The sequence below is a fragment of the Methylomonas rapida genome (assembly GCF_024360925.2).
Taxonomy (GTDB): domain Bacteria; phylum Pseudomonadota; class Gammaproteobacteria; order Methylococcales; family Methylomonadaceae; genus Methylomonas; species Methylomonas rapida.
Map to the genome: position 1 here is coordinate 2,218,912 of NZ_CP113517.1, position 23,846 is coordinate 2,242,757.

The 23,846-nt window shown below is 52.9% G+C and carries 23 protein-coding genes and 1 pseudogene; 11 read left to right on the forward strand and 13 right to left on the reverse strand.

Going from position 1 to position 23,846, the window contains the following annotated elements:
• Positions 1-105: 105 nt before the first annotated feature.
• From NM686_RS10360 to queG, 6 genes are all read right to left on the reverse strand, one after another.
• Positions 106-441, reverse strand: coding sequence for a hypothetical protein (locus NM686_RS10360; RefSeq protein ID WP_255187802.1), 336 nt, complete (start codon positions 439-441; stop codon positions 106-108).
• Positions 442-445: 4 nt separating this feature from the next.
• Positions 446-1,213: a tRNA threonylcarbamoyladenosine dehydratase gene (locus tag NM686_RS10365; protein WP_255187803.1), complete on the reverse strand. Its 768-nt coding sequence runs from the start codon at positions 1,211-1,213 to the stop codon at positions 446-448.
• Complete coding sequence (locus NM686_RS10370) at positions 1,206-1,907, reverse strand: TatD family hydrolase (protein WP_255187804.1); 702 nt, start codon at positions 1,905-1,907, stop codon at positions 1,206-1,208. The genes NM686_RS10365 and NM686_RS10370 overlap by 8 nt, the downstream gene beginning before the upstream one ends.
• Positions 1,908-2,039: 132 nt before the next feature.
• Entirely contained in the window at positions 2,040-2,855 is an 816-nt protein-coding gene (locus NM686_RS10375; protein ID WP_255187805.1) for a PEP-CTERM sorting domain-containing protein, read from the reverse strand.
• Between the two features lie 285 nt (positions 2,856-3,140).
• Positions 3,141-4,322 carry a pyridoxal phosphate-dependent aminotransferase gene (locus NM686_RS10380; protein WP_255187806.1) on the reverse strand — a complete coding sequence of 394 codons (1,182 nt, stop codon included), beginning with the start codon at positions 4,320-4,322 and terminating at the stop codon, positions 3,141-3,143.
• Between the two features lie 102 nt (positions 4,323-4,424).
• The gene (queG, locus tag NM686_RS10385) at positions 4,425-5,510 is read right to left on the reverse strand and encodes a tRNA epoxyqueuosine(34) reductase QueG (RefSeq protein WP_255187807.1); all 1,086 of its coding nucleotides are present in this window, start codon (positions 5,508-5,510) and stop codon (positions 4,425-4,427) included.
• A 50-nt stretch (positions 5,511-5,560) separates the two neighbouring features.
• Here queG and NM686_RS10390 point away from each other — a divergent pair, with 50 nt between their 5' ends.
• From NM686_RS10390 to NM686_RS10420, 7 genes are all read left to right on the forward strand, one after another.
• Positions 5,561-7,021, forward strand: coding sequence for an NAD(P)H-hydrate dehydratase (locus NM686_RS10390; protein WP_255187808.1), 1,461 nt, complete (start codon positions 5,561-5,563; stop codon positions 7,019-7,021).
• The gene (gene tsaE, locus NM686_RS10395; RefSeq protein ID WP_255187809.1) at positions 7,021-7,491 is read left to right on the forward strand and encodes a tRNA (adenosine(37)-N6)-threonylcarbamoyltransferase complex ATPase subunit type 1 TsaE; all 471 of its coding nucleotides are present in this window, start codon (positions 7,021-7,023) and stop codon (positions 7,489-7,491) included. Before NM686_RS10390 ends, tsaE begins: the two co-directional genes overlap by 1 nt.
• Before the next feature lie 41 nt (positions 7,492-7,532).
• Complete coding sequence (locus tag NM686_RS10400) at positions 7,533-9,029, forward strand: N-acetylmuramoyl-L-alanine amidase (protein WP_255187810.1); 1,497 nt, start codon at positions 7,533-7,535, stop codon at positions 9,027-9,029.
• Positions 9,030-9,113: 84 nt separating this feature from the next.
• The gene (gene mutL, locus NM686_RS10405; RefSeq protein WP_255187811.1) at positions 9,114-11,018 is read left to right on the forward strand and encodes a DNA mismatch repair endonuclease MutL; all 1,905 of its coding nucleotides are present in this window, start codon (positions 9,114-9,116) and stop codon (positions 11,016-11,018) included.
• Positions 11,019-11,954 (forward strand): tRNA (adenosine(37)-N6)-dimethylallyltransferase MiaA, encoded by a 936-nt coding sequence (gene miaA, locus NM686_RS10410; protein WP_255187812.1) that lies wholly within the window; start codon positions 11,019-11,021, stop codon positions 11,952-11,954. It abuts the gene before it with no gap.
• Positions 11,947-12,540: a 5-formyltetrahydrofolate cyclo-ligase gene (locus NM686_RS10415; RefSeq protein WP_255187813.1), complete on the forward strand. Its 594-nt coding sequence runs from the start codon at positions 11,947-11,949 to the stop codon at positions 12,538-12,540. The genes miaA and NM686_RS10415 overlap by 8 nt, the downstream gene beginning before the upstream one ends.
• Positions 12,540-13,667 (forward strand): type III PLP-dependent enzyme domain-containing protein, encoded by a 1,128-nt coding sequence (locus NM686_RS10420; RefSeq protein WP_269022956.1) that lies wholly within the window; start codon positions 12,540-12,542, stop codon positions 13,665-13,667. Before NM686_RS10415 ends, NM686_RS10420 begins: the two co-directional genes overlap by 1 nt.
• Positions 13,668-13,741: 74 nt before the next feature.
• Here the strand turns inward: NM686_RS10420 and NM686_RS10425 are convergent, their stop codons facing one another.
• Entirely contained in the window at positions 13,742-14,326 is a 585-nt protein-coding gene (locus NM686_RS10425; RefSeq protein WP_255187815.1) for an LOG family protein, read from the reverse strand.
• 892 nt (positions 14,327-15,218) lie between these two features.
• Between NM686_RS10425 and NM686_RS10430 the strand changes: the two genes are divergently transcribed.
• A complete protein-coding gene (locus NM686_RS10430) occupies positions 15,219-16,511 on the forward strand; it encodes a tyrosine-type recombinase/integrase (RefSeq protein ID WP_255187816.1) in 1,293 nt (430 codons plus the stop codon).
• Positions 16,512-16,559: 48 nt separating this feature from the next.
• On the opposite strand, the gene NM686_RS10435 is transcribed toward NM686_RS10430, so the two are convergent.
• Complete coding sequence (locus NM686_RS10435; protein WP_255187817.1) at positions 16,560-17,384, reverse strand: BRO family protein; 825 nt, start codon at positions 17,382-17,384, stop codon at positions 16,560-16,562.
• A gap of 250 nt (positions 17,385-17,634) precedes the next feature.
• Positions 17,635-18,003 carry a hypothetical protein gene (locus NM686_RS10440; RefSeq protein ID WP_255187818.1) on the reverse strand — a complete coding sequence of 123 codons (369 nt, stop codon included), beginning with the start codon at positions 18,001-18,003 and terminating at the stop codon, positions 17,635-17,637.
• Positions 18,004-18,078: 75 nt separating this feature from the next.
• On the opposite strand from NM686_RS10440, the gene NM686_RS10445 reads away from it, so the two are divergent.
• A complete protein-coding gene (locus tag NM686_RS10445) occupies positions 18,079-19,413 on the forward strand; it encodes an IS1380 family transposase (RefSeq protein ID WP_269022855.1) in 1,335 nt (444 codons plus the stop codon).
• Positions 19,414-19,628: 215 nt separating this feature from the next.
• Here NM686_RS10445 and NM686_RS21875 read toward each other — a convergent pair whose 3' ends face one another.
• Positions 19,629-19,820, reverse strand: coding sequence for a WYL domain-containing protein (locus tag NM686_RS21875; RefSeq protein ID WP_456238248.1), 192 nt, complete (start codon positions 19,818-19,820; stop codon positions 19,629-19,631).
• Between the two features lie 23 nt (positions 19,821-19,843).
• Between NM686_RS21875 and NM686_RS10450 the strand changes: the two genes are divergently transcribed.
• Together NM686_RS10450 and NM686_RS10455 are read left to right on the forward strand one after the other, a co-directional pair.
• Positions 19,844-20,095, forward strand: a complete 252-nt coding sequence (locus tag NM686_RS10450; protein WP_255187819.1) for a type II toxin-antitoxin system HicA family toxin — start codon at positions 19,844-19,846, stop codon at positions 20,093-20,095.
• 2 nt (positions 20,096-20,097) lie between these two features.
• Positions 20,098-20,514 carry a type II toxin-antitoxin system HicB family antitoxin gene (locus tag NM686_RS10455; RefSeq protein ID WP_255187820.1) on the forward strand — a complete coding sequence of 139 codons (417 nt, stop codon included), beginning with the start codon at positions 20,098-20,100 and terminating at the stop codon, positions 20,512-20,514.
• A gap of 150 nt (positions 20,515-20,664) precedes the next feature.
• On the opposite strand, the gene NM686_RS10460 is transcribed toward NM686_RS10455, so the two are convergent.
• The 3 genes and pseudogenes from NM686_RS10460 to NM686_RS10465 form a co-directional block, all read right to left on the reverse strand.
• Positions 20,665-22,050, reverse strand: a complete 1,386-nt coding sequence (locus tag NM686_RS10460) for an IS4 family transposase (protein WP_255187523.1) — start codon at positions 22,048-22,050, stop codon at positions 20,665-20,667.
• A gap of 130 nt (positions 22,051-22,180) precedes the next feature.
• Positions 22,181-22,468: pseudogene (locus tag NM686_RS21785) on the reverse strand (antA/AntB antirepressor family protein); the annotation flags it as partial.
• Positions 22,362-23,747: an IS4 family transposase gene (locus NM686_RS10465; protein ID WP_255187523.1), complete on the reverse strand. Its 1,386-nt coding sequence runs from the start codon at positions 23,745-23,747 to the stop codon at positions 22,362-22,364. The pseudogene NM686_RS21785 and the gene NM686_RS10465, both read right to left, overlap by 107 nt.
• Between the last annotated feature and the right edge of the window lie 99 nt (positions 23,748-23,846).

Below are 23,846 nucleotides of genomic sequence, written 5' to 3' on the forward strand. Positions count from 1 at the left end.
TTTGTCAGGGTAAGTTTTGCGGCTCAAAACTGTCCCCTTTAGAAAAAGGGCTTGAGAAGATTTATTTGCTCCAGTTGTCATTGGTTTCTGGGAACTGGCCGGCCTTCAAAAACCTCTGCCGGAATGGATTTTCAAGATCGCTGCCGCTTGCTGGATGGGCAGACATTCGAACTCTTCCAGACTCACGCCGTAACGGATTTTGAACAAGCTACGCTGTTTACCTTGCGGGTACTTGGCCAATATCTCTTGCAGGCGCTGTTCGATTTGCCGTTTTAACCTGGCCGTTTCCGCATCTTCCGTTTTGTCTGGTTTGGCTGTCTTTGGCACAGGGAAAGCCGGTTCGCATGCCGTTGCTTGTTTGCGCAAGGCTTGCAGGCGGCTGCTGTTGACCAGAGTCAGCTGGCTTGGGCTGGCCGGGGCTTTTTCTGCTTGGTCGTTCATGCGCTTATTCGTGTTCGGATTGATTTTCCACCGCATGATGTCCATGCGCTGGCTCGTGGATCAGGTTGCGTATCACCACCGAGGCGCATACCCCACCGAATGCAGCCGGCAAATAGGAAATGGTGCCATAGGCGGATTTTTTATAATTGCTGCCGTCGGTGAACATCAAGGAATCCTTGTTGACCACTTCCGGCGAAAACACCACCTTGACCCCACGACTAATGCCGTGCTTGCGCAAGCGTATGCGGATGAACTGCGCGAACGGGCAGTTGTAGGTTTTGGAAATATCGACCACTTTCAAATGGGTCGGGTCGAGCTTGCCGCCGGCGCCCATCGAACTGATGATTTTCATTTTGCGGGCCTTGGCGGCGCGGATCAAATGAATTTTCGGCGTCAGGCTGTCGATGGCATCGACGATGTAATCGTAATGCGTGTTCAGCAGTTCGGCGGCGGTGTCCGGCGTGATGAATTCGTGTTTGATGGTCAGCTGTAAATCCGGATTGATTTCCAGCAGGCGCTTGCCCATCACATCGGCTTTCGGTTGGCCGTGCGTGGTCGATAGGGCAGGGAGTTGCCGGTTGCGGTTGCTGGGCTCGACCACGTCGCCATCGACGATGGTCATTTTGCCGACGCCGGCGCGGCAGATGAATTCCGCTGCGTAAGAGCCGACCCCGCCCATGCCGACCACCAATACATGCGATTGTTGCAGTTTGTCGAGTTTGGCTTTGCCAATCAAAAGTTCGGTGCGGGATAGCCAGCTTAAATCAGTCATGCGGAAATACTCTTTCGAAATTTTTAAAAATTTGTTGTTGTAGGGCCAGAATCGGCAAAGCGGTAATTTTAGCCGCGGCGGCATAAACCTCGCCAATCGGCATGTCTTCGGCGGCGTCGGTTTCCAGGAATACGCGTTCCAAAGGTGTTTGCATCAACGCCTTTTGGGCTTGGCTGCGTTCGTTCAGCAAGGCCTTGCCAAAGGATAGATAACAGCCTTGTTTGATTAACTGGGCGGCAACCACCGGATTGGCGTTAAAACCATGAATGATCCAGGGTACTGAAGTCTTGCGCGCTTTTTTGATTTGCAGCAGTTCGTTGAAGGCTTTGACGCAATGAATGATCAGCGGTTTGCCGAGAGCTTCGGCCAGTTCGACTTGCGGGACAAAGACTTGGACTTGCTGCGCCAAGGGTGTTGTGATGCATTTGTCCAAGCCGCATTCGCCAATGGCCAAGGCATTGGATTGGGACAAGACGGTGGTTAGCGTTTGCAAGGCTTCGGCGATATTCTGCCGTTCGATGAACCAGGGATGAATGCCGATGCTGAAATAACCAACCGAGGGTGATACCAAGTCGCCTGATTGGCCATGGGCGGCAAGCTGATGAGTGTCCAGACTCAGTATCTGCAGATGATCGCGCTCGGCATTCTGGTGACAATGAATGTCTATACATCGGGAATTATCAAGTGCTTGCATCCAAGTTTTAGAGTGTTTCCAGGATAATGCGTTTGGAAGACGCTGGCACTAAAGCGAGCGCCGCAGCGTTCGAAAACGCCAAGGCGTTCAGCAAGCTTGTATCAGATATCTGTGTGTAAGATATCTTGACATTCAGGCGGATTTGCGTCGAAAAAAACGAAAGCACAATAGGCCGCCACCCAGTAAAGTCAAAATTTCGGGTTCCGGCACCGCCGTAATTGTGACTTGGATATTATCGATACCAACGGCAGAGCTGCCGTTATTTCGGCCTTCAAATAAGCGAAAATTCAAATGCGTTGGGGCGGAGGCAAGCAAAGCGTATGATAACGAAGTAGTGAATGTCCCCCTGGTAGAGCTGCTTGGTTGGGTAAAGCTCAGCAAATCAACTTTGCTTAAATCCTGCAGTATTAACTCTGCAATGAAGTCGTCCGGGTTACTAGTATTGTTTGTATCAAAAACATAATCAAACTGAATGTCCAGGATCTGTGGATTGCCGATGGTTATTGATGCCAATGCGAACTGAATGTTAAGCGTGGATGACGCCCCAGTATTTGTTCCCCCGTTGGATGAACCAGTTAGATCGCCGCTATTATCTCCAATAACCAGAAATTGATTGGCGCTAGTGCCAAAGAAATTATCAAAAGTTGTGGATGAACTGGCTGATGAGCCGTCAATTGCATTGCCTCCATTTCGTACGTTGAACGAAGCAACTGAGGCATCGCCGTTACCTGCATTGGTGAAACTAACGCTAGGCGAGCCGGACAGTTGGGTAGGATTGTTGGTGACAATGTTGTTAACGGTACGTATTGAACTATTGCTGGTTATTCCACTAACATCTTCAAAATCTTCTTCTAGTAAGGTTTGGAAAGACATCGCTGAAGCGGAAGTATAGAGCAAGGTTCCCGCCAGCAATGCGACAAGTTTATGAATGCGCGAAACATTAGACATGTGAAACTCCTTTTGTTTTTTGTCTTACAGAAAGCAAAAATCCAGCCAAAAATAAACATTTTCAAAAATACAAGATCTTAGGAATGATCTTGTTGCTTTTAGGCGTTATCTAATGAGAGAGGTGTAAAACATTCTGACATCAAAGTCTTACATCGTGATGTCAAAATCTTACTAAATAAGATTGTCGGCGTGATTTTATCTCAGGTTTTTTCCTGGAATATTGACTCTTGCAAAGAATTGCTTTGGATCACCTGTATAAATAAGCAGGTGATCCTTTGGGCTTGATTAAACCGCTTGCTTGATCCGGCTCATCGCGTTTTCCAGATTGGTCATGCTGGTCGCAATCGAGATGCGGATATGGCCGGGGGCGCCGAAGGCTGAACCGGGTACCAGGGCCACGCCGGCCTTTTCGATCAGGAATTCGGCGAATTGCAGATCGTCATTGATGCCGTCCAGTCTTTTGATCAGTTTTTCCACGTTGGGGAACACATAAAACGTACCGTCGGTCGGCAGGCATTCGATGCCGTCTATGGTATTCAATTCGGCAACCACATAGTCGTGACGCTTCTTGAATTCGGTCATCATGATGTCTATGCAGCCTTGATCGCCGGTCAGAGCGACTTCGGCGGCGACTTGCGAAATCGAGGTTGGGTTGGAGGTGCTTTGCGATTGAATGATGCACATCGCGTCGATCAAATCCGCGGGACCCGCGCAATAACCGATACGCCAGCCGGTCATCGAATAAGCCTTGGACACGCCGTTCAGGACGATGGTGCGATCGTAAAAATCGGGACGGGCATTCAGGATGTTGACGAACTGGCCTTTGTTCCACAGGATATGTTCGTACATGTCGTCGGTGGCGATCAACACCTGCGGATAATCCTGCAATACCTCGCCCAGAGCTTTCAGGTCGTCCAGGTTATAGGCCACGCCGGTCGGGTTGGACGGGCTATTGATCACCAGCAACCGGGTTTTATCGGTAATCGCGGCACGCAATTGCGCCGGGGCGATTTTGAAGTTCTGTTCTTGTCCCGCTTCGATGATGACCGGCACGCCATCGGCCAAGAGCACCATGTCGGGATAGGATACCCAGTAAGGCGCCGGGATGATGACTTCGTCGCCGGGGTTCAGAAGGGCTTGAGCCAGGTTGTAAAAGCTTTGTTTGCCGCCGGACGACACCAGAATTTGTTTCAGATCGTAGTCCAGACCGTTGTCGTTCTTGAATTTTTGCTGGATGGCTTTCTTCAGGCTGGGGATGCCGTCGACCGCGGTGTACTTGGTAAAGCCGTTGTCCAGCGCCTTGACGGCGGCGGCTTTGATATGGTCAGGCGTATCGAAGTCGGGTTCCCCTACGCCTAGTCCGATGATGTCCTTGCCGGCGGCACGCATGGCGGCGGCGCGGGCGCTGACGGCTAAAGTCGGTGAAGGCTTGACGGCTTTGACGCGGTTGGACAGTGTGATGCTCATGGTTCCTCGGTCGATTGGGATCAAAATTGGCGGATATTATACGGTAAAAGCTAAAAACGCTGTAGCCGCACTGTATATGCCTTCACAAGTCAAATGGTTGCATTAGGTTGTGTCGGAAGCGACTTTGCCGGCCAGCGCTTGCAGCGCCCAGGCGGCATGTTCGCGCACCAATTCCGCGTCGTGATGCAATTTTCCCTGCAACGCGGCTTTGCTGACTTCGTTGGCTGCGCCGTTACCCAGCGCCACGGCAATGTTCCGCAGCCAACGCTGATGACCGATACGACGAATCGCCGAACCTTCGGTTCGCTGCAGAAATTCTGTTTCAGTCCATTCAAATAGTTCCAACAAGGTGCTGTTGTTCAGTTTGTGACGCGGCTGAAAATCGGCTTCGGCACTTAGTTTGGCGAAGCGATTCCACGGGCAGATCAATTGACAATCGTCGCAGCCATAGATGCGGTTGCCGATCAAGGACCGCAATTCAACGGGAATGGAGCCGTGCAGTTCTATGGTCAGATAGGACACACAGCGGCGGGCATCGACTTGATAGGGGGCGACGATGGCTTGAGTCGGACAAATGTCCAGGCAAGCCTTACATTGACCGCAATGATTGCCGGCAGCTTGGTCGGCGGGCAAGGGCAGGTCGGTATAGATTTCGCCCAGAAAAAACCAGGAGCCAGCCCGGCGATTGATCAGGTTGCTGTGCTTGCCTATCCAGCCCAGGCCTGCCTTTTCGGCGATGGCTTTTTCCAATACCGGCGCGCTATCGACGAAGGCGCGGTAACCGAACGGACCTATCGCTGCGGTTATTTTATCGGCCAGCTTTTGCAGGCGATTGCGCATCAGCTTGTGATAATCGCGGCCCAGCGCATAGCGCGAAACGAAGGCCGCTGCCTGATCTTCAAGGATGGCATGACTGTTTTTAGGGCTTTCCGGCAGATAATCCATTCGCGCGCTGATGATGCTATGCGTGCCTGGCTGGAGCAGGGCGGGGCGGCTGCGTTTCAAGCCGTGCTCTGCCATGTATTGCATGTTTCCGTGCCAGCCATGTTTCAACCACTTTTGTAAATGCCGTTCTGCCTGGCCGAGATCGGTATCGCTGATGCCGATTTGCTGGAATCCCAGCTCCATGCCCCAGGCTTTAATCTGTTCGGCAAGCGGTTGAAAATCGGGCGAAGCGGTTGGGTACATGGCAAGACTGCAATATAATGATCAATCACCTATTTTACCTAAACAAACCCATGCAACCATCATCTCAAGAACTGTATCGGGTAGCTCAAATACGCGAGGCGGAACGGATAGCGATCGAGGAATTGCAAATTCCGGGCATGCAATTGATGCTCAGTGCCGGCCTGGCCGCCTTCAATGCTTTGCAGCAGCGCTGGCCGGATGTCTATCGGTTGAGCGTGTTTTGCGGCGGCGGCAATAATGCCGGCGATGGTTATGTCTTGGCAAAACTGGCTTTGCAGGCGGGGTTTAACGTCGTCGTGTATTCGGTCGCCGATACCGCCGCTCTGAAAGGCGATGCCTTGATGGCATATCAAGACTATGTAAGAACCGGTGGTCGGGTATTGCCTTGCGAACCAGGATTGAAACCTGGCGGTATCGTCGCCGATGCGCTATTGGGTACCGGCCTGAGTCGTGAAGTCAGCGATGAGTATGCAATGGCAATCTCGCTGATCAACGCTTCCGGTTGCCCGGTCCTGGCGCTGGACGTGCCATCGGGCCTGCATGCCGATAGCGGCAGCGTTCTGGGCTGCGCCGTCCAGGCCGGCATCACCGTGACGTTCATTGCGTTGAAATGCGGCTTGTTTACCGGAGAGGCGGCAAACTATTGCGGTGACGTAGTGTGTTCGAGTTTGAATGTGCCGGATTCCGTGCTCGCCAAATTGCCGGTAGCCGCGCGGCTGCTGGATAAAAAACCGTTGCCGCCCCGATTGCGCGCATCGCATAAAGGGCATTTCGGTCATGTGCTGCTGATCGGCGGCAATCACGGTTATTCGGGGGCGATACGCCTCGCCGGCGAGGCGGCCTTGCGCGCTGGCGCGGGCTTGGTCAGCATAGCCACGCGGGCCGCGCACAGTGCCGTTTTGAATTGCAACAGGCCGGAATTGATGTGTCATGCGGTCGAAGAACCGAGCGCATTAAGATCGCTATTGGACAAGGCGACTGCGGTGGTGATTGGCCCGGGCCTGGGGCGCGATGAATGGGCGCGGGCACTGTTTGCCGAGGCGTTGGCAAGCGGAAAACCCTGCGTGCTGGACGCCGATGCCTTGAATTTGTTGGCCGAGCAACCCGCGAGGCGCGATGACTGGATTTTGACGCCGCATCCCGGCGAGGCATCTCGCCTGCTGGCTTGCTCTACCCGAGACATTGGGGGCGACCGCTTTGCGGCGGTAAGGAATTTGCAGCAGCGTTATGGCGGCGTCATTGTGCTGAAAGGCGCGGGTAGCCTGGTTGCCGACGACAAAGATATTTTTGTTGATACCACCGGTAACCCCGGCATGGCCAGCGGCGGCATGGGCGATGTTCTGGCCGGTATGTTGGGAGCCTTGTCGGCACAGGGTCTGGCGTCTGTCGACGCCGCCAAGCTTGCCGTCTATGTACATGGCGAAGCGGCGGACATCATTGCGGAGGAGCATGGTGAGCGGGGTATGTTGGCCAGCGATTTGCTGGCAAAAATCAGAGAGTTGTTGAATTGATGCTGATCGAACTCAAGGATAGCGACGAGACTGAAGCAATGGGGGCTGCGCTCTGGCGTGCATTGCCGCAGAAGTGCCTGCTTTTTTTGTATGGCGATCTGGGAGCCGGTAAAACCACCTTGGTGCGAGGGCTGTTGCGGGAAGCAGGCCATCTGGGAGTCGTGAAAAGCCCAACCTATGGTTTGGTGGAGGAATATCAGCCCTCTGGCAGATTGATATATCATTTCGATTTATATCGGCTAAAAGATCCGGATGAGTTGGAATGGATAGGCATGCATGATTATTTGCGCCAGAAGGCTTTGTGCTGTATCGAGTGGCCGCAAATGGGCATGGACTATCTGCCGCCGGCCGATGTGGAAATAAAACTCCGTTTTCATGGACAACGAAGAACGATTGAAATCAACACATTAGCCGATGCGTTAAAAAATAATCTATCATTTCACTGGAAAAACAAAGACCTGCTGCTATAATCTCCAAACATTGTCACTTCTTTATTTCGGTTGGCTGGCTTATGCAACAGATAATTAAATTTTTCTGGGTATTGGGTTTATCTTTGCTGGCACTATCGGCGCATGCGGCGGCCCAGTTCGAATCACTGAAATTCTCCGGCCAGCAGGCAGGGCTTCTGGAATTTAATTTGAAGGGCTCGCCCCACTATCGCTATTTCACGTTAAAGAATCCAAGCCGGCTAGTCGTCGATCTGGAAGATACCACTCTATCCGGCGGCATTGATCAGCCGCCAGCGGATCATCCGATGGCGGTGGGCGTGCGCTCGGCGCTGCGTAACCAAAACGGTGTGCGGGTCGTGGTCGAATTGAATGCCAACGCAGCAGCCAAGGTGACTGAAATCAGCAAAGGCTCGGACATGCAACTGCGATTCGAGTTGGTCGCGACTGCTGATCCCGATTCCGCTCCCGTAGCGACGCAGGCGGCTGTCGGCAAAGCCAAGCCTGTCAAAGCACTCCAGCCAGTCGGCAATACAAGCCCCGTGGCAACGACGAAACCCAAGCAAAGACCCGCCAAAGCCAAGGGCCGCGACATCATTGTTGCAATTGACGCCGGCCATGGCGGCAAGGACGTTGGCGCGCAAGGGGGGAATGGCACCCAGGAAAAGGACGTGGTGTTCGCCATCGCCAAGCGCCTTGAAAAGCATGTCAACCAACAGCCCGGCATGAAGGCGGTCATGATTCGTAATGGTGATTATTTCGTTAAATTACGCGAACGCGTGAACATCGCGCAAAAAGCCAGAGCCGATCTGTTCGTATCGATACACGCCGATGCCTTCGATGATCCCAGTGCGCATGGTGCGTCGGTCTATACTCTGGCCAACAATGGCGCATCCAGTCATGTGGCGCAATTTCTGGCCAACAGTGAAAACGCCGCTGATATCGCCGGCGGCGCAGGTAGCGACATTCAAGACGATACCTTGGCATCCGTATTGATGGACTTGTCCAACAAGGCCGCCAAGGAAGCCAGTCAGCATGTCGGCAACCGGGTCTTGAAAAGCGTCAAATCCGCCGGGCACTTGCATCGCAGCAATGTGCAAAAAGCCGCTTTCGTGGTACTGAAGTCGCCGATTCCATCCATTTTGGTGGAAACCGCCTTCATTTCCAATCCGGAAGAAGAGCGGCGCTTGAATACCTGGGCTTATCAAGACCAGATGGCTGCCGCCATATTCAACGGCGTCAAGGCGCATTTCAAACAATATGCACCGGCCGATACCTTGTTCGCGCAATTGCAAAAATCCGGCAGGGCAGCCACTCAAATCGCCGCGCGTGAAAAAGTCGTCGAACCTGTCGTAAGCAAAACCGAATTGGCTTCGGCGGATAAAGTGATCGTCACCAGTTCGTCTTCGGCGGCGACCGAGCACGTGATCAGTCGCGGCGAAACGCTATCGGGCATTGCGCAGCAATATGGCGTGTCGATGCGTGAAATTCGCCACGCCAACGGCATGAATGACGGTGAAGTCAAGATCGGCCAAGTGTTGCAAATTCCGCGTAATAGTTAGTTTCTTTCCAGCCTGAGGTGAATCAATTCACTTCAGGCTCGCTGTATCCGTTAAAATACGCCGTTTTATTCGCGGGTTTCGTTGATGCGGATTCATGCCTTACCCACACAATTAGTCAATCAAATCGCCGCCGGCGAGGTCGTCGAGCGGCCGGCTTCGGTGGTCAAGGAATTGGTGGAGAACTGTTTTGATGCGGGCGCCACCCAGATCCATATCGACATCGAACAAGGCGGCATCAAGCAAATCAAGATTCGCGACAACGGTTGCGGCATCGTCAAGGACGATTTGCCCTTGGCCTTATCCCGCCATGCCACCAGCAAAATTGCATCACTGGATGATCTCGAGCATGTGATTAGCATGGGTTTTCGCGGCGAAGCCTTGCCCAGTATCAGTTCGGTGGCGCGGCTGACATTGATTTCCCGCACTGCGGATGCCGATTGCGCCTGGCAAGTCAGCGCCGATGGCACCGAACAAAACTTCGATCCACAGCCTGATCCACATCCACCCGGCACGACCGTCGACGTGCGCGACTTGTTTTACAACACGCCGGCTCGCCGCAAGTTTCTGAAAGCGGAAAAAACCGAATTCGGCCATATCGAAAATCTGATTCAAAAACTGGCGCTGAGCCGCTTCGATGTTGGCTTTCTGTTGCAGCACAATCAACGTGAAGTGTTGAACTTGAAACCCGCCGCCACTGAGCAGGATCAAGAAAAACGTATCGCCGCGATTTGCGGCTCCTCGTTTGTCGACAATGCGATCAAGATCGATTATGCGGCTTCCGGCTTGCATTTGCATGGCTGGGTGGGGTTGCCGACTTTTTCCCGCAGCCAGCAGGATATGCAGTTTTTTTATGTGAACGGCCGTCTGATCAAGGACCGCTTGGTTGCGCATGCGGTCAAGCAAGCCTATCAAGACGTGCTGTATCACGGCCGGCATCCGGTGTTCGTGCTGTATCTTGAACTGGACCCTGCGCTGGTCGATGTCAACGCCCATCCCACCAAGCTGGAAGTGCGTTTCAGGGAAGGGCGCATGGTGCACGATTTCTTGTTTCAGGCTCTGCATCGGTGCCTGGCCGAGCAGCGACCGGGTCGGCAAGCGGCTCATGCTATCGAAGTTCAGCCCGCGTCAGTTCCGGAGTTGCGAAAACCGGCTACCGCAATGAATCCCACCCCGAATGAGCAACTATCCCTGCCGATGAACTTGATCGAAGAGCAAGCTTCCGTAGAGGTTCATACGACAGTGGATACGGTTCAAAAGCCAATGCCGGTAATTTCGAACGTCCAGCCTGGCGGACAGGGTTTTTCCTACGCGCAAAAAGCCGCCATGCGGTCCAATATCGAGGATCAAATTCAAGCCTACGGCAAATTGTTTCCAAAAACGGAAAACAAGCCGACGGATGCCGCGATGCCACCCTTGGGCTTTGCCTTGGCGCATATCCACAACATTTACATCCTGGCCGAGACCGCCAACGGCATCATTTTGGTGGATGCCCACGCCGCGCATGAGCGCGTGACTTACGAACGCTTGAAACAGCATTATCACAATCGCGTCATCGTCTCTCAGCCTTTGTTGTTGCCGATCAAGCTGCAAGTAACTGCTGCCGAAGCCGACTTGGCCGAACAGGAGCATGAGTTTTTCCAAACGCTGGGTTTCGAATTGAACCGCTCGGGCCCCGAGACCGTGATTTTACGCTCGACACCGGCTTTGCTGGCCAAGACCGATGTCGATCAATTGATACGCGATATTCTGGCTGACATGCTGACTCACGGTTTCAGCCACAAGGCTGAACAAGCCATCAACACGATTTTGGCAACCATGGCCTGCCATGGTTCGGTGCGCGCCAAGCGCAAGCTCAGCATCGAGGAAATGAACGCCTTGTTGCGCGACATGGAGCAGACCGAACGCATCGGTCAATGCAATCACGGTCGCCCGACCTGGGTGGCGCTGAGTCATCAAGATCTGGATCGGTTTTTCATGCGTGGGCAATAAATGACTGATGCTAAACCCACCGCCATCTTGTTGATGGGACCGACCGCTTCCGGCAAATCCGCGTTGGCCGTGGCGATGGCGCAAGCCTTGAACGGCGAAATCATCAGCGTCGATTCGGCTTTGGTGTATAGAGGCATGGACATCGGCACCGCCAAACCGACCATGGAAGAGCGCGGCGGCATACCGCATCATTTGATCGACATCCTCGATCCCAGCGAGTCGTTTTCCACCGGCCAATTTCGCAGTCAGGCGCTGGCATTGATGGCGGATATTGTTCATCGCGGGAAAGTGCCGTTGCTGGTTGGCGGTACGATGCTATATTTCAGCTCGCTGACGCAAGGCTTGGCAACGTTACCCGAAGCCGATCCCGAAATCAGGCAGAGGCTGGATCGAGAACTGGCGGAATTGGGTAAGGAGACCTTGTACGCCAGACTGACTCAAATTGACCCCGCCGCCGCCGCGCGGATACACGTCAACGATCCGCAGCGCATCCAACGCGCATTGGAAGTCTTTGAAATCAGCGGGCGGCCCTTGTCCAGTTTTTTCAGCGCCGATCAGCAAACTGAACAAGCTTATCGCTACGTCAAATTGATCGTTGCCCCTGAACAGCGTCAGACCTTGCATGCCAAAATCGCCGAACGTTTCAAGCAAATGTTGGCGCAAGGTTTTTTAAATGAAGTCGAAGCCCTGCGCGCGCGCGGTGATTTGCACGAGAGCATGCCGTCGATTCGCTGTGTCGGTTACCGCCAAGCATGGTCATATTTAAACGGCGAATACGACTACGGCACAATGCAAGAAAAAGCCATCGCCGCGACCCGGCAACTGGCCAAGCGTCAGTTTACCTGGCTACGGAAGGAACAACACGCTGGTCATCTGACCAGCGACGCGACTGATTTATTAGGCCAAGCCATGCGTTATTGCCGGGATCATGGATAAACAGCAGCTGCGCCAATTCGCTTATGCCGCGCGCCATGCACAGCCAGATAAAGACGCCGCCAGTGCCGAAATTTGCCGGCGAGTGTTGAACCAACCCTGGTACGAGCAGGCCGAAACAGTGCTTTGGTATGTACACTGCCGTTCCGAAGTACGGACTTTGCCGGTGCTGTCGGAACAATTGCACGCCGGTAAACGCATCGTCGTGCCGTATTGCACACTGGATGACAATGGCGAAAATGTATTGGGTTTATGGTATTTACAAGCCATCGACGAATTAAAGCCCGGTATGTGGAACATCCTGGAACCGCCGCGCGAACGTTGGCATGAACCGGCAAGGCGCATCGAGCCGCAAGCCCTGGACGCCGTAATCGTGCCCGGCGTGGCCTTCGACAAGCGAGGAGGGCGCTTGGGCAATGGCGCCGGTTATTACGATCGCTTGTTGCAATGGGTTCGTCCCGATACGGTATTGGTCGGCATTGGCTATCAGGCGCAGATTTTTCCCGACCTGGAGATGCTGAGCCACGATGTGTATATGAATGTCGTGGTGACGGAGCAAGCGATTTATCCCGGTCAGCGCAATCGATGATGCAGGCCTTGCTGAAACAACAAATCCAGCACAGCCCGGCGTTTGTGTTGGACATGGATCAAGTGCGAGCCAATCTGCAGCCCTTGCGTTATTTGCAACAAGCGACAGGCTGCAAGGTGTTGTATTCGATGAAAGCACTGCCGCTTGCGTCGTTGCTATCAGCGCTAAAACCCCATGTGGACGGCATCTCGGTCAGCTCGCTGTTCGAAGCGAGACTGGCCAGCGAGTTATTAGGGCAACAGGGTGACCTGCATCTGACCACGCCGGGGTTGCGCGCGGATGAATTCGCCGAAGTTGCCGCGCTTTGCAGTCACATCAGCTTCAATTCCTTGTCGCAATATCAACGATTGGGTGATTTTGCCTCCGGATATTCCAGAGGGCTACGCATCAATCCAAAACTCTCGTTCGCCGCCGACCAGCGCTACGATCCATGCCGCATGCATTCGAAGCTGGGCGTCGATATCGCCTTGCTGACAGAGGAATTGCCGGAGGGCATCGAAGGCCTCCAGTTTCATACCGCATTCAGTCAGACCGAACTTCAGCCGTTGCTGCGAACCCTGAAACGCCTGGAACCCTTACTACATAGACACGCCAAATTGAAGTGGTTGAATCTGGGTGGCGGCTACCTTTATCACAGTATTGCCGACTTACAGGTGCTGCGGGATGCGATACGTCAAATCAAGGCTACGTTTGCCGAGGACGTTTATTTGGAACCCGGTAAGGCGCTGGTCGGCAATGCGGGCTATTTGACCACGACCGTGCTGGATCGATTCGATAGCGACGGTAAACCAGTGTTGGTGCTCGATACGTCGGTCAACCATCATCCAAAGATTTTCGAATATCAACTCAAGCCGGCTTTGCATCAGGAAGTGCCCAATGGCATGTGCAGCGCCATTTTGGCCGGTTCATCCTGCTTGGCCGGCGATGTGTTCGGCGAATACCGCTTCGAACGGATACCGTCAATCGGCGAAAAGCTGTTTTTTAAAGACGTCGGCGCCTATAGCCTGATCAAGGCCAGCCGTTTCAACGGTTATGCCTTGCCCGCCATTTATCTCTGGCGTGACGGACGCCCCGTGCTGTTGAGAGCCGATGATTACCAGGATTATCGGCGGCAGTGGGGCATCTAGGTTTTGGTTAAAATGACTGCCTATTTCCTTCTTGTCCCATGCCGGTTCGACTCGAGGATAGGTAAGTGCCGGTTTCAAGTCTGATCCTTGTCCAGCCACTGCTTGACAACCGGCGGCTGGTAAGCGGCGTAGCGATCCAGCAGCGCATTCGGGTCTGTCTCCACGATCAACATGGCATGATGATGCTTTTTGACGAATTGTTCCGCCAGCACGTGATCCAAAAAGGAGACGAGTGCATCGTAATAGCCCGCAACATTGAGCAGGCCGCACGGTTTGCCATGAAACCCAAGCTGCGCCCAGGTCCAAATTTCGAACAGCTCTTCCAGCGTTCCTATGCCGCCAGGCAACGCAACGAAAGCATCGGAAAGCTCGGCCATCAGCATCTTGCGCTCATGCATGGATTGCGTGACATGCAATGCTGTCAGATTCGCGTGAGCAACTTCCTTATGCGCTAAAGCCTTGGGTATTATGCCGACGGCTTCACCGCCAAGTTCCAACACGCGGTCCGCCACCTTGCCCATGATGCCAATCCCGGCACCGCCATACACCAAGCGAATGTTGCGTTTAACCAGTGACTCGGCCAGGACATGGGCGGCTTCGGTATAGGCATGGATTCGCCCCGGACTGGAACCGCAGTAAACGCATAAGCTTTTTATCATCGCTGTCATCTTTTACAGGCCTCAAAATATAATTTACTCTGAAAGTCACGCGGCAACCCCAAAAACAGACTAACGACATAACAAAGTTGACTTTCATTTGCCGGGGCGATGCCAAGCCTTCATGAGCGTTACTCTGAAAGTCATGATGAACGAAGCGCCGAAGCACTTAGAAAAAGCCAAAGCTTTCTCACTCCAAAATCACGCGGAGGAGTGCGATTGCTTGAGCTATCGCAATGCGTGCAAATCTCCCGCTTGTTCGTTGTGCCCCGGTAGAGGTACTTTCATTTGTCGGGGCGATGCAGAGCTTTCATGAGCGTTAAGTTACAGCTTACAGGAACGCGGGGCATCAAGGTAGTCAATCACTTTAGGAATGTGTGAGAAATAAGCTCGACAATGATAGATGCGAATTCATTCGCACTGTGCAGATAAATCCGCACCTACACCGAATACTTGCATAGATTATTTCATGTTTATTCGTTAGTGATTTTTATGAGTGCTCGTTCCAGCGAGTGTTTTGCGCTTTGTTTGGGCTATCGCAGCCAGCGAAAACCTTGCAATCAGGCTTATGGCTTAAAAAGACTTTTGCGTCTTCATTCAGGCGTTTTGTAAATTCCAACCTTGTATTTTGCCAGGCCACGGTATAATGCGGTTTTATTTTCTGCATTAGAAAAACAATGGCGCATTATATTTATCGTCGTTTTTTGTAAAATTTAAGCCGTTGAAAAAACAGCGTTTTATTTTGCAACTGATTGAATTTAATCAATTTTAGTTTATTTTCTGGCTTGTCGCTTCATTTCATCCGCTTGAATAAACTTCTATTTTCTTCTGATTTTAGCGTAACATTTGGCGTAACTTTAGTTTTATCGGTTTTACGCCAAAAAAAGTTACGCCAATGCAATTCGATGCCCGTGCCGCAAAGGCTTTAGAGCCTGGCAGCCATTTATTATTCAGCGACTATCCCGGCTTACGCCTAACGGCCTCGCGCACCAAGCGCGCGTGGATTTACCGGTATAAAAGCCCGCTTGATGGCAAGATGCGACAAGTGACGCTGGGGGCCTGGCCGGCCATGTCATTTCCTGCGGCCATCGTCGAATGGGAAAGGCTCAGGCGTAACCGCGACGCTGGCATCGATGTCGCGCTGGAAATCAAGACCGCCCGGGCCGAGCAAAAAAATAGTCAGGTACAACAGGCCGAGCGTGTTTATACGGTCAAAATGCTGTGCGACGACTATATCGTCGGCCATATAGACCGGGCCAGAACGAAGCAAAATGCGGCCTACGTGCGCTGGCTGTTCGATGCCAAGCTGCAATCGATTTACGACATGCCGGTCGACGACGTGACGCGCCCGGTTGCGTTCGGTCTCATCGCGGGCATGGCGGCCGATGCGCCGGTGCTGGCAAAAATCTTGCGCTGCGAACTGGGCGCGGCCTGGGATCATGGTATTGACGCCGGCACGCTCTCTGAAAATACGGTCAACTGGTGGCGGCTGATTTTGAAAAACAAGATCAGGTCGAAAGGCCGCACGCGCCTCGGCGAAAATATCGGCGAAGGCAAACGCTTTTTAAGCGATGAAGAGTTGGGGGGGCTGATCAACTGGCTGCCGAATTTTTCGCGGACCGTGGCCGATGTGCTGACGTTGTATTTGTGGACCGGCACCCGGGGTAGCGAAATCGTGGCGATGGCGGGCAGTGAAATTGCGAAAGAGGGCGGCCAGGTTTGGTGGACCATTCCGAAGGCCAAAACTAAAAACGCCCGGCATGGCAACGCCACCGATTTGCGCGTGCCGCTGTTTGGGCGGGCGCTGGCCGTTGCGATCCGGCGCAAAGAGCTTTACGGCGACGGCTGGCTTTTCCCAAACCGAGACCGCAGCGGGCATATCAGCCAGAACGTCATTTCCACCAAGGTCAATATCGCGCAGCCTTATGCGCCGGTGTATGGCCGGGATGTGCCGCGGCTGTCGGTCTCCGGCTGGTCGCCGCACGATCTGAGGCGCTCGGTGCGCACGCTATTGGCTAAGCTGGGGTGTCCGGATAGTGTCGGTGAGGCGATATTGGGGCACATGCCGGCCGGTATTGCCGGCGTGTATAATCGGCATCAATACGATGCGGAACGCGTGGAATGGCTGGGCAAGCTGGATTCACGCCTGGAGATATTGGCGGGGGATTTTGCGGGTAGGGTGGAGTGATGGCGTGTCTGGTTGTAGGGTACGCCGTGCGTACCCTACGGCTTAGCGTCAGGCTTGCAACTTTTGCAAGACTTCGTCTTTTTTGATCACCAGGTAGTCGTTGCGGTTGACCAGGTCGTACCCAATACGGCCCATGTAGCCGAAAAACTCTTTTTTGTCGTAGAACGTGGTAATAGCAATCCTATCGCCGGCATCGACAATGCCGCCTTTGATCACGTAATGTTCTCTTGGCAGCAGTTCGCCTTCTTTGGCTTGGATGGCTTCCTCGATCTTGGCTTGCAGTTCTTTATTGCTGAGGTACAGCATTTCCACGCCTTCGCCCAGGTATTCGGTTTGCCTGGCATCCAGATAAGCCATGGCTTCGTCGTATCGGCTCGCCGGCAAATCCTTGTAGCTGCCAAGCTGGAAATGATTTTGAAACCGGCTCCAGATTTCCGCGCGGATTTTGCCGCTACCGCCGCAAATGGTCACAACGCGGTTGTACAAAACGCCGATTTGGGCTTTGTTGATGGTGGGCGGCTCGGGGAGTTCGACCAGGCCGTTGCGGGGCTGGGTGTGATGTTCAAGAACGTCAAGAACCCATTTACGGAATTCTTTGGCGACTTTTGTTCTGGATAACATGCCCAGCAGGTGGCAACCTCTCAAAGAGAAGATACGCACTTTCTGCTTACCACCTTCGGTTTCCAGCTCAACCAAGGCGGTCATGCTGTCGGTGAATTCGTCGGCGTTGCGGTCGTATAAATTGGCTATGTCAGTCGATGGATTTCTGTAACCCAAGGCACTTGCAATCTGCAAGCCCCTTAGCCAAGGCTGGCCAGAGCGGTCAACGACATTGAATTGGGTGTTTTGGAATGTTAAAGCGATTGCGTTCATGATGAACCTCTTTTTTTGCTAAGTAGAGATTCTCCCGTAAGGGAGGCTATAGGAGCTTAGCATCTGAAAGAACAGACCCCCGGTATTGGGTATTTCCGGGAACTCCTACAGCCATTTATGACATGTTGCCGAAACAAATTTCGGGAACATAAAAACTGTAGGCATAAAAAATCCGCTGTCTATCGGGTGCGGTTTCCGTCTTTAGGGTTGCTAAGCCCTAAAAACAGAATAGCTGTCTCAATTGGTTATGTCAATTCGAAAAATCGCTATTGATGCGAGCAAGCAATTCTGGCGAAATTGGCCGCCGACCGCTGCCTCTCGCTATCGTTAGCGCAGTGTCGCGACAACTTGACATTAGTGTAGGTTTAATTCCACTGAGCAAATTAAGATATTCACTCATATCGCCATCGCGTTTGTAGCTATAAACATCTCCACACCATAATTGACCAAGCCATTCATAAAGCACATCGTCACTAAACCCATGAACATTAGAATTGGCTTTGATAAATTGTATAATTGGTATTCGTTCTTTTTTTGAGAATTTATCACGAGTTGTTTTTGAGAAAAATTTAAGCGCCTTTATCTCTGTCCTAAATCCGTGACTTAAAAGGTCATCCACGGCCGCAACGCAATGATTTAAAACGCTTATTCTGGGATAATACCGCTATTCTTCCATTCACCCGGCGAGTGATTCATGAGGCGGTTTATCCTGGAGCAATCTGAAACTGAATTTTATACCAGCCATTCTGGATTAGCCTTGGTCGGTTTATGTTTGAATCAATATGGCCAGCTCAATCAGGCGCTGGAAAAAGGTATTCCGCTACGGCACGGTATTGCTCACGCCGATATTATCAAAAGCTATATAGGCACCCTTAGCCTGGGCAAAAGCGACTTCGAAGCCATCGAAAACCATCGCGACGACGACTATTTCAAAGCCGCGCTCGCCATTCATCAAGTACCCTCCAGCGCCCGCCTCAGACAGCGGCTGGATGAACACGCCGCCGCCTTATTACCGATCATTTATCAAAGCAACCTCGATTTTCTGGCTCACGCCCAGGTGCCGGTAACGCCGTTAGCCACAGGCCATGTCGCGTTGGATATCGATGTTTACCCCATGAACAACGAAAAAACCTGCAAAGAAGGCGTCTCCCGAACCTACAAAGGTTTTGACGGCTACGCCCCGATTGCCCTCTATCTGGGTAAAGAGGGCTGGTGTATTGGTAATGAACTGCGCGAAGGCAAGCAGCATTGCCAATACGAATTCCGCTATGCGCTGGAGCGCGGACTCGCCGCCGCGAAACGTTTGACGACTTTGCCTTTGTTGGTCCGGCTGGATGGCGGTCACGACGCGCTCGACAATCGCATCGACTTACACGAAGCCGATCAGGTCGATTTCATCATCAAATGGAACCCGCGTAAACAAGATGCCGACGCCTGGCTGGCCTACGCCGAACAACACGGCCAGTGGACCACACCGCGCGAAGGCAAACGCGTGGCCTTGTTCAGTGTCATGGAGCAACACACTCGCAACGGTAAAACCTATACCTGTCGCCGGGTCATGCAAATCACCGAGCGCACCATCACGGCTCAAGGCCAAGCCCTCGTGCTACCGGATATCGAAATCGAAGGCTGGTGGACCAGTCTGCCGGTGGCCGATTACGACGATGCCATGGTTATTGCCCTCTATCGCGACCATGCCACCGCTGAACAATTCCACAGCGAATTCAAGACCGATCTGGATATCGAGCGCCTGCCATCCGGCAAGTTTGCCACCAACGACCTGATCATGAGCCTCAGCGCCTATAGCTACAACATCCTGCGCTGGATAGGCCTGATCGGCTTGCTGGGCGAACAAAGCCCGGTCAGGCATCCTGCCAAGCGGCGGCGTATCAAAACCGTGATCCAGGAACTGATGTATCTGGCCGCGCGACTCATCCGTAGCGGGCACCGGCTGAAGCTGCGCTTTTCACAGAGCTGTCCCGGTTTCATCGCTTTTGAATCCACCTACGCCAAACTCGCCGCCGGCTAGCGACTGATCGCTCTGCCATCGATAGCACAACGCCGCAAATTCACAGTGGCTTGGGAATCCTGCGCCTAAAGTCCATCAAATTGAATCATGCAGGGAAAATATTCCAGATAATACGCTGCATTTCTAGCCGTTAAACTCGATTGCCCGGACCACACTTTTAAATTCAGCGAATTTTGGAAGAGTATGACGAATAAAAGGTCTGGCAATATGTGGAGTCACGGATTCAGGTCTGTTTTAATCTCAAATAACAAAATATCTAAAGTTTCTTCATCCTTCATTAGATCACCACATAAATCAACAACTCTAACTGATTTTCCCGTAGATACGTTGACCATATCGCCAACGATGCGATCAATCGAGAATGTCCGTATCTCGTTGCGCAGGTGGCAAAACGCTTCCAAATAGATACTTTACTGGTAGGTGTCAAACATTGCGCAAAAACAAAACACTTCTGTATCGTTTTATTGACAAACACAACATAAGTGTTATTATTTTACACATGAACTCGAAACAATTCAAAAAATGGCTGGAGCAGCAGGGCGCAACCTTCCAAGAGGGCAAGGGCTCTCATTTGAAAGTATTCCTGAACGGCAAGCAGTCAATCCTACCGATGCACAACTCCGACTTGAAAACAGGCACGGTGGAAGGCATCAAAAAACAACTCGGACTGAAAGGAAAATAACCATGTTTGCTTATCCCGTTATGCTTGAATCGCAGCCTGAAGGCGGTTTTGTTGTCACGTTTCCGGACATTCCAGAAGCTATCACCCAGGGCGAAGATGTGGAAGATGCCTTGAATCATGCGGTTGACGCGCTGGAAACCGCCTTGTCTTTTTACGTGGACGACCGCAAGCCTTTACCAGTACCGTCCACCCGTGATGATTTGCCCACTGTGCGGCCATCTGCTTTGGAAAGCATCAAGCTGGCGATTTACCAGGAAATGCTGAATCAAGGCGTGCGCAAAGCCGAATTGGCCCGCCGCTTGGGCTGGAAAGCGCCGCAAGTGGATAGGCTGTTTGATTTAGGGCACGCTTCGCGACTGGATCAACTGGAGTCTGCAGCCAAGGCATTGGGGCGTCATATTGATGTTAGTCTGGCGTAAGCGGGCTATTTCACTGGCTGAACTGTCTCGCCGATGCGGCGGTAAACTCGCTCGGTGATGGACTTGTCGGTTTCTCGTTCCCACGCTCCAGCGTGGGAATGCATATCGGTCTTCCGCGTCGCATGGATTCCCACGGCGGACCGCTCATCGTTATACACATCTCTGTGCGACAACCTGCTGAGCTTCCAATGCAATGACAAAATCGCGCAAACGCTGCAGTCCGATCCACATGGCTTTGGCACCCGGCGGCCCGTCATGCTTGCGTCCGAGATAACCGCCCAAGCTCGCCACCAAGAGAATCACTTCGCCCAAGCGAGGTGGCGTAAGCGGCGGCGGGCAAAGCTTAACCACAATGTAAGCAGCCCGCCACTCCTGTGGATCGAAGATAATTTCACAATCCATGTCCGGCGTAGTCCGTCCCAACATCAGCGTGAACAATACCCGCCAGGCAATAACCATGTACAACGCTAAACAAGGTAGCAGTCGGTCCTCGGTTTCCAGATGCAGTCGCTTAATCTGGCATCCGCTCTTGAGCACATGGAAGTACACTTCAATGCACCACCGCACGGCGTACCACATGACGATCGTTGCCGCCTGTTCGAAACAATCGATCGGCAAGCTAGTCAACAATAGCCATTCCAAACGTTCCACGCCAGACGGTGGTGCATCTTCGCGTGCCAGCACCGCATTGATGGTGAGTTCCGGTAGCCGATACCCTATCCGCTTAGGCGGTTTGAGGGTCACTGTAATGGCGCGTAACGTGATATGCGCCAGTCGCGCCGTGCGGTTCGGTCGCGGTTTGACGTTCACCTCAGAGTAACCCAATACAGGAGCTTGCTCCACGGCGGCCCACAGGCATTTCGTACCGTTCTCCGGCGAAGCCAACACTCGGTTTTGCGCCGCACGTACGATCCATTGAGCCCGTACCGCAGGTGCGTAGTCATGGTATTCGGCAAACCACTCGTAAATATCGCCCTCCCTGTCGGCAAGATTGATCAGCAGGGTGTCCGGCATTTGCGCCTGTAAAGCGCAACTGTCCTGGTAACTTTCCAGCCAATGGCGACTCTCTTTTTCGTCTACGCCTTTGTGAAGTCGTTCACTCCTTTGGCTTGGGATCTCTCGAGGCCAATACGATGCTTTCACGACACCCAAACAAATACGCGATGGCGTAAAGGCAACTGTCGGATGCAGGCGGCGCAAGTGTTTCTCCACGTCTTTCACTGTGCCAAGTCCCTTCGGCCCCAAGCAAATATTCTTATCGTCCTCGGTGGTGTCCTGTGCCAGCAGCACGATTGGGCTGCTCTTCATGCGCTCGATCGTGGCATCTCGATGCGGCGCCAGTATCTTCTCGAATGTCGTCTTAGCGTTATTGAAGAAGCGATAGGCTCCCATCGTCTCCTTCCAGCCTCCGCAGGCCGCCGGAATACTGAGTTGTGGATGCTCGCCCAATTGCTCCAATAGCAAGGCCAATCTCTTGTTTAGACGTTGATCTTCCAAATTGGCAGTTTGCACTTCTTCTTCGGCCCAGTTGCTCATCGCCTTTCTCCTGTTTCTGTGTCTCCTTGTAGTTTAGTCTTTGAGGGACTTGTGTATAACGATGAGCGGCGGACCGTGGGAACCAGGAAAAATACCGGCGAATCTGTCGACCTTTTTCAGATCGCTCGATCATGCCAAGTTCTTTGGCCATATCTATGGTCAGGTGGTAGTCAATCTTATTATGACCACCACGACCTTTTTGCTTCTCAGCCTTGAGAAGCAAAAAATCTATTTCTCGTTCCCACGCTCCAGCGTGGGAATGCATATCGGTCTTCCGCGTCGCATGGATTCCCACGGCGGACCGCTCATCGTTATACACATCTCTGTGCGACAACCTGCTGAGCTTCCAATGCAATGACAAAATCGCGCAAACGCTGCAGTCCGATCCACATGGCTTTGGCACCCGGCGGCCCGTCATGCTTGCGTCCGAGATAACCGCCCAAGCTCGCCACCAAGAGAATCACTTCGCCCAAGCGAGGTGGCGTAAGCGGCGGCGGGCAAAGCTTAACCACAATGTAAGCAGCCCGCCACTCCTGTGGATCGAAGATAATTTCACAATCCATGTCCGGCGTAGTCCGTCCCAACATCAGCGTGAACAATACCCGCCAGGCAATAACCATGTACAACGCTAAACAAGGTAGCAGTCGGTCCTCGGTTTCCAGATGCAGTCGCTTAATCTGGCATCCGCTCTTGAGCACATGGAAGTACACTTCAATGCACCACCGCACGGCGTACCACATGACGATCGTTGCCGCCTGTTCGAAACAATCGATCGGCAAGCTAGTCAACAATAGCCATTCCAAACGTTCCACGCCAGACGGTGGTGCATCTTCGCGTGCCAGCACCGCATTGATGGTGAGTTCCGGTAGCCGATACCCTATCCGCTTAGGCGGTTTGAGGGTCACTGTAATGGCGCGTAACGTGATATGCGCCAGTCGCGCCGTGCGGTTCGGTCGCGGTTTGACGTTCACCTCAGAGTAACCCAATACAGGAGCTTGCTCCACGGCGGCCCACAGGCATTTCGTACCGTTCTCCGGCGAAGCCAACACTCGGTTTTGCGCCGCACGTACGATCCATTGAGCCCGTACCGCAGGTGCGTAGTCATGGTATTCGGCAAACCACTCGTAAATATCGCCCTCCCTGTCGGCAAGATTGATCAGCAGGGTGTCCGGCATTTGCGCCTGTAAAGCGCAACTGTCCTGGTAACTTTCCAGCCAATGGCGACTCTCTTTTTCGTCTACGCCTTTGTGAAGTCGTTCACTCCTTTGGCTTGGGATCTCTCGAGGCCAATACGATGCTTTCACGACACCCAAACAAATACGCGATGGCGTAAAGGCAACTGTCGGATGCAGGCGGCGCAAGTGTTTCTCCACGTCTTTCACTGTGCCAAGTCCCTTCGGCCCCAAGCAAATATTCTTATCGTCCTCGGTGGTGTCCTGTGCCAGCAGCACGATTGGGCTGCTCTTCATGCGCTCGATCGTGGCATCTCGATGCGGCGCCAGTATCTTCTCGAATGTCGTCTTAGCGTTATTGAAGAAGCGATAGGCTCCCATCGTCTCCTTCCAGCCTCCGCAGGCCGCCGGAATACTGAGTTGTGGATGCTCGCCCAATTGCTCCAATAGCAAGGCCAATCTCTTGTTTAGACGTTGATCTTCCAAATTGGCAGTTTGCACTTCTTCTTCGGCCCAGTTGCTCATCGCCTTTCTCCTGTTTCTGTGTCTCCTTGTAGTTTAGTCTTTGAGGGACTTGTGTATAACGATGAGCGGCGGACCGTGGGAACCAGGAAAATTAGATAT

Coding starts and splice junctions, on each gene's coding strand:
- NM686_RS10360 (WP_255187802.1), bottom strand. CDS start 441: ATGAACGACCAAGCAGAAAAAGCCCCGGCCAGCCCAAGCCAGCTGACT.
- NM686_RS10365 (WP_255187803.1), bottom strand. CDS start 1,213: ATGACTGATTTAAGCTGGCTATCCCGCACCGAACTTTTGATTGGCAAA.
- NM686_RS10370 (WP_255187804.1), bottom strand. CDS start 1,907: ATGCAAGCACTTGATAATTCCCGATGTATAGACATTCATTGTCACCAG.
- NM686_RS10375 (WP_255187805.1), bottom strand. CDS start 2,855: ATGTCTAATGTTTCGCGCATTCATAAACTTGTCGCATTGCTGGCGGGA.
- NM686_RS10380 (WP_255187806.1), bottom strand. CDS start 4,322: ATGAGCATCACACTGTCCAACCGCGTCAAAGCCGTCAAGCCTTCACCG.
- queG (WP_255187807.1), bottom strand. CDS start 5,510: ATGTACCCAACCGCTTCGCCCGATTTTCAACCGCTTGCCGAACAGATT.
- NM686_RS10390 (WP_255187808.1), top strand. CDS start 5,561: ATGCAACCATCATCTCAAGAACTGTATCGGGTAGCTCAAATACGCGAG.
- tsaE (WP_255187809.1), top strand. CDS start 7,021: ATGCTGATCGAACTCAAGGATAGCGACGAGACTGAAGCAATGGGGGCT.
- NM686_RS10400 (WP_255187810.1), top strand. CDS start 7,533: ATGCAACAGATAATTAAATTTTTCTGGGTATTGGGTTTATCTTTGCTG.
- mutL (WP_255187811.1), top strand. CDS start 9,114: ATGCGGATTCATGCCTTACCCACACAATTAGTCAATCAAATCGCCGCC.
- miaA (WP_255187812.1), top strand. CDS start 11,019: ATGACTGATGCTAAACCCACCGCCATCTTGTTGATGGGACCGACCGCT.
- NM686_RS10415 (WP_255187813.1), top strand. CDS start 11,947: ATGGATAAACAGCAGCTGCGCCAATTCGCTTATGCCGCGCGCCATGCA.
- NM686_RS10420 (WP_269022956.1), top strand. CDS start 12,540: ATGCAGGCCTTGCTGAAACAACAAATCCAGCACAGCCCGGCGTTTGTG.
- NM686_RS10425 (WP_255187815.1), bottom strand. CDS start 14,326: ATGATAAAAAGCTTATGCGTTTACTGCGGTTCCAGTCCGGGGCGAATC.
- NM686_RS10430 (WP_255187816.1), top strand. CDS start 15,219: ATGCAATTCGATGCCCGTGCCGCAAAGGCTTTAGAGCCTGGCAGCCAT.
- NM686_RS10435 (WP_255187817.1), bottom strand. CDS start 17,384: ATGAACGCAATCGCTTTAACATTCCAAAACACCCAATTCAATGTCGTT.
- NM686_RS10445 (WP_269022855.1), top strand. CDS start 18,079: ATGAGGCGGTTTATCCTGGAGCAATCTGAAACTGAATTTTATACCAGC.
- NM686_RS10455 (WP_255187820.1), top strand. CDS start 20,098: ATGTTTGCTTATCCCGTTATGCTTGAATCGCAGCCTGAAGGCGGTTTT.
- NM686_RS10460 (WP_255187523.1), bottom strand. CDS start 22,050: ATGAGCAACTGGGCCGAAGAAGAAGTGCAAACTGCCAATTTGGAAGAT.
- NM686_RS10465 (WP_255187523.1), bottom strand. CDS start 23,747: ATGAGCAACTGGGCCGAAGAAGAAGTGCAAACTGCCAATTTGGAAGAT.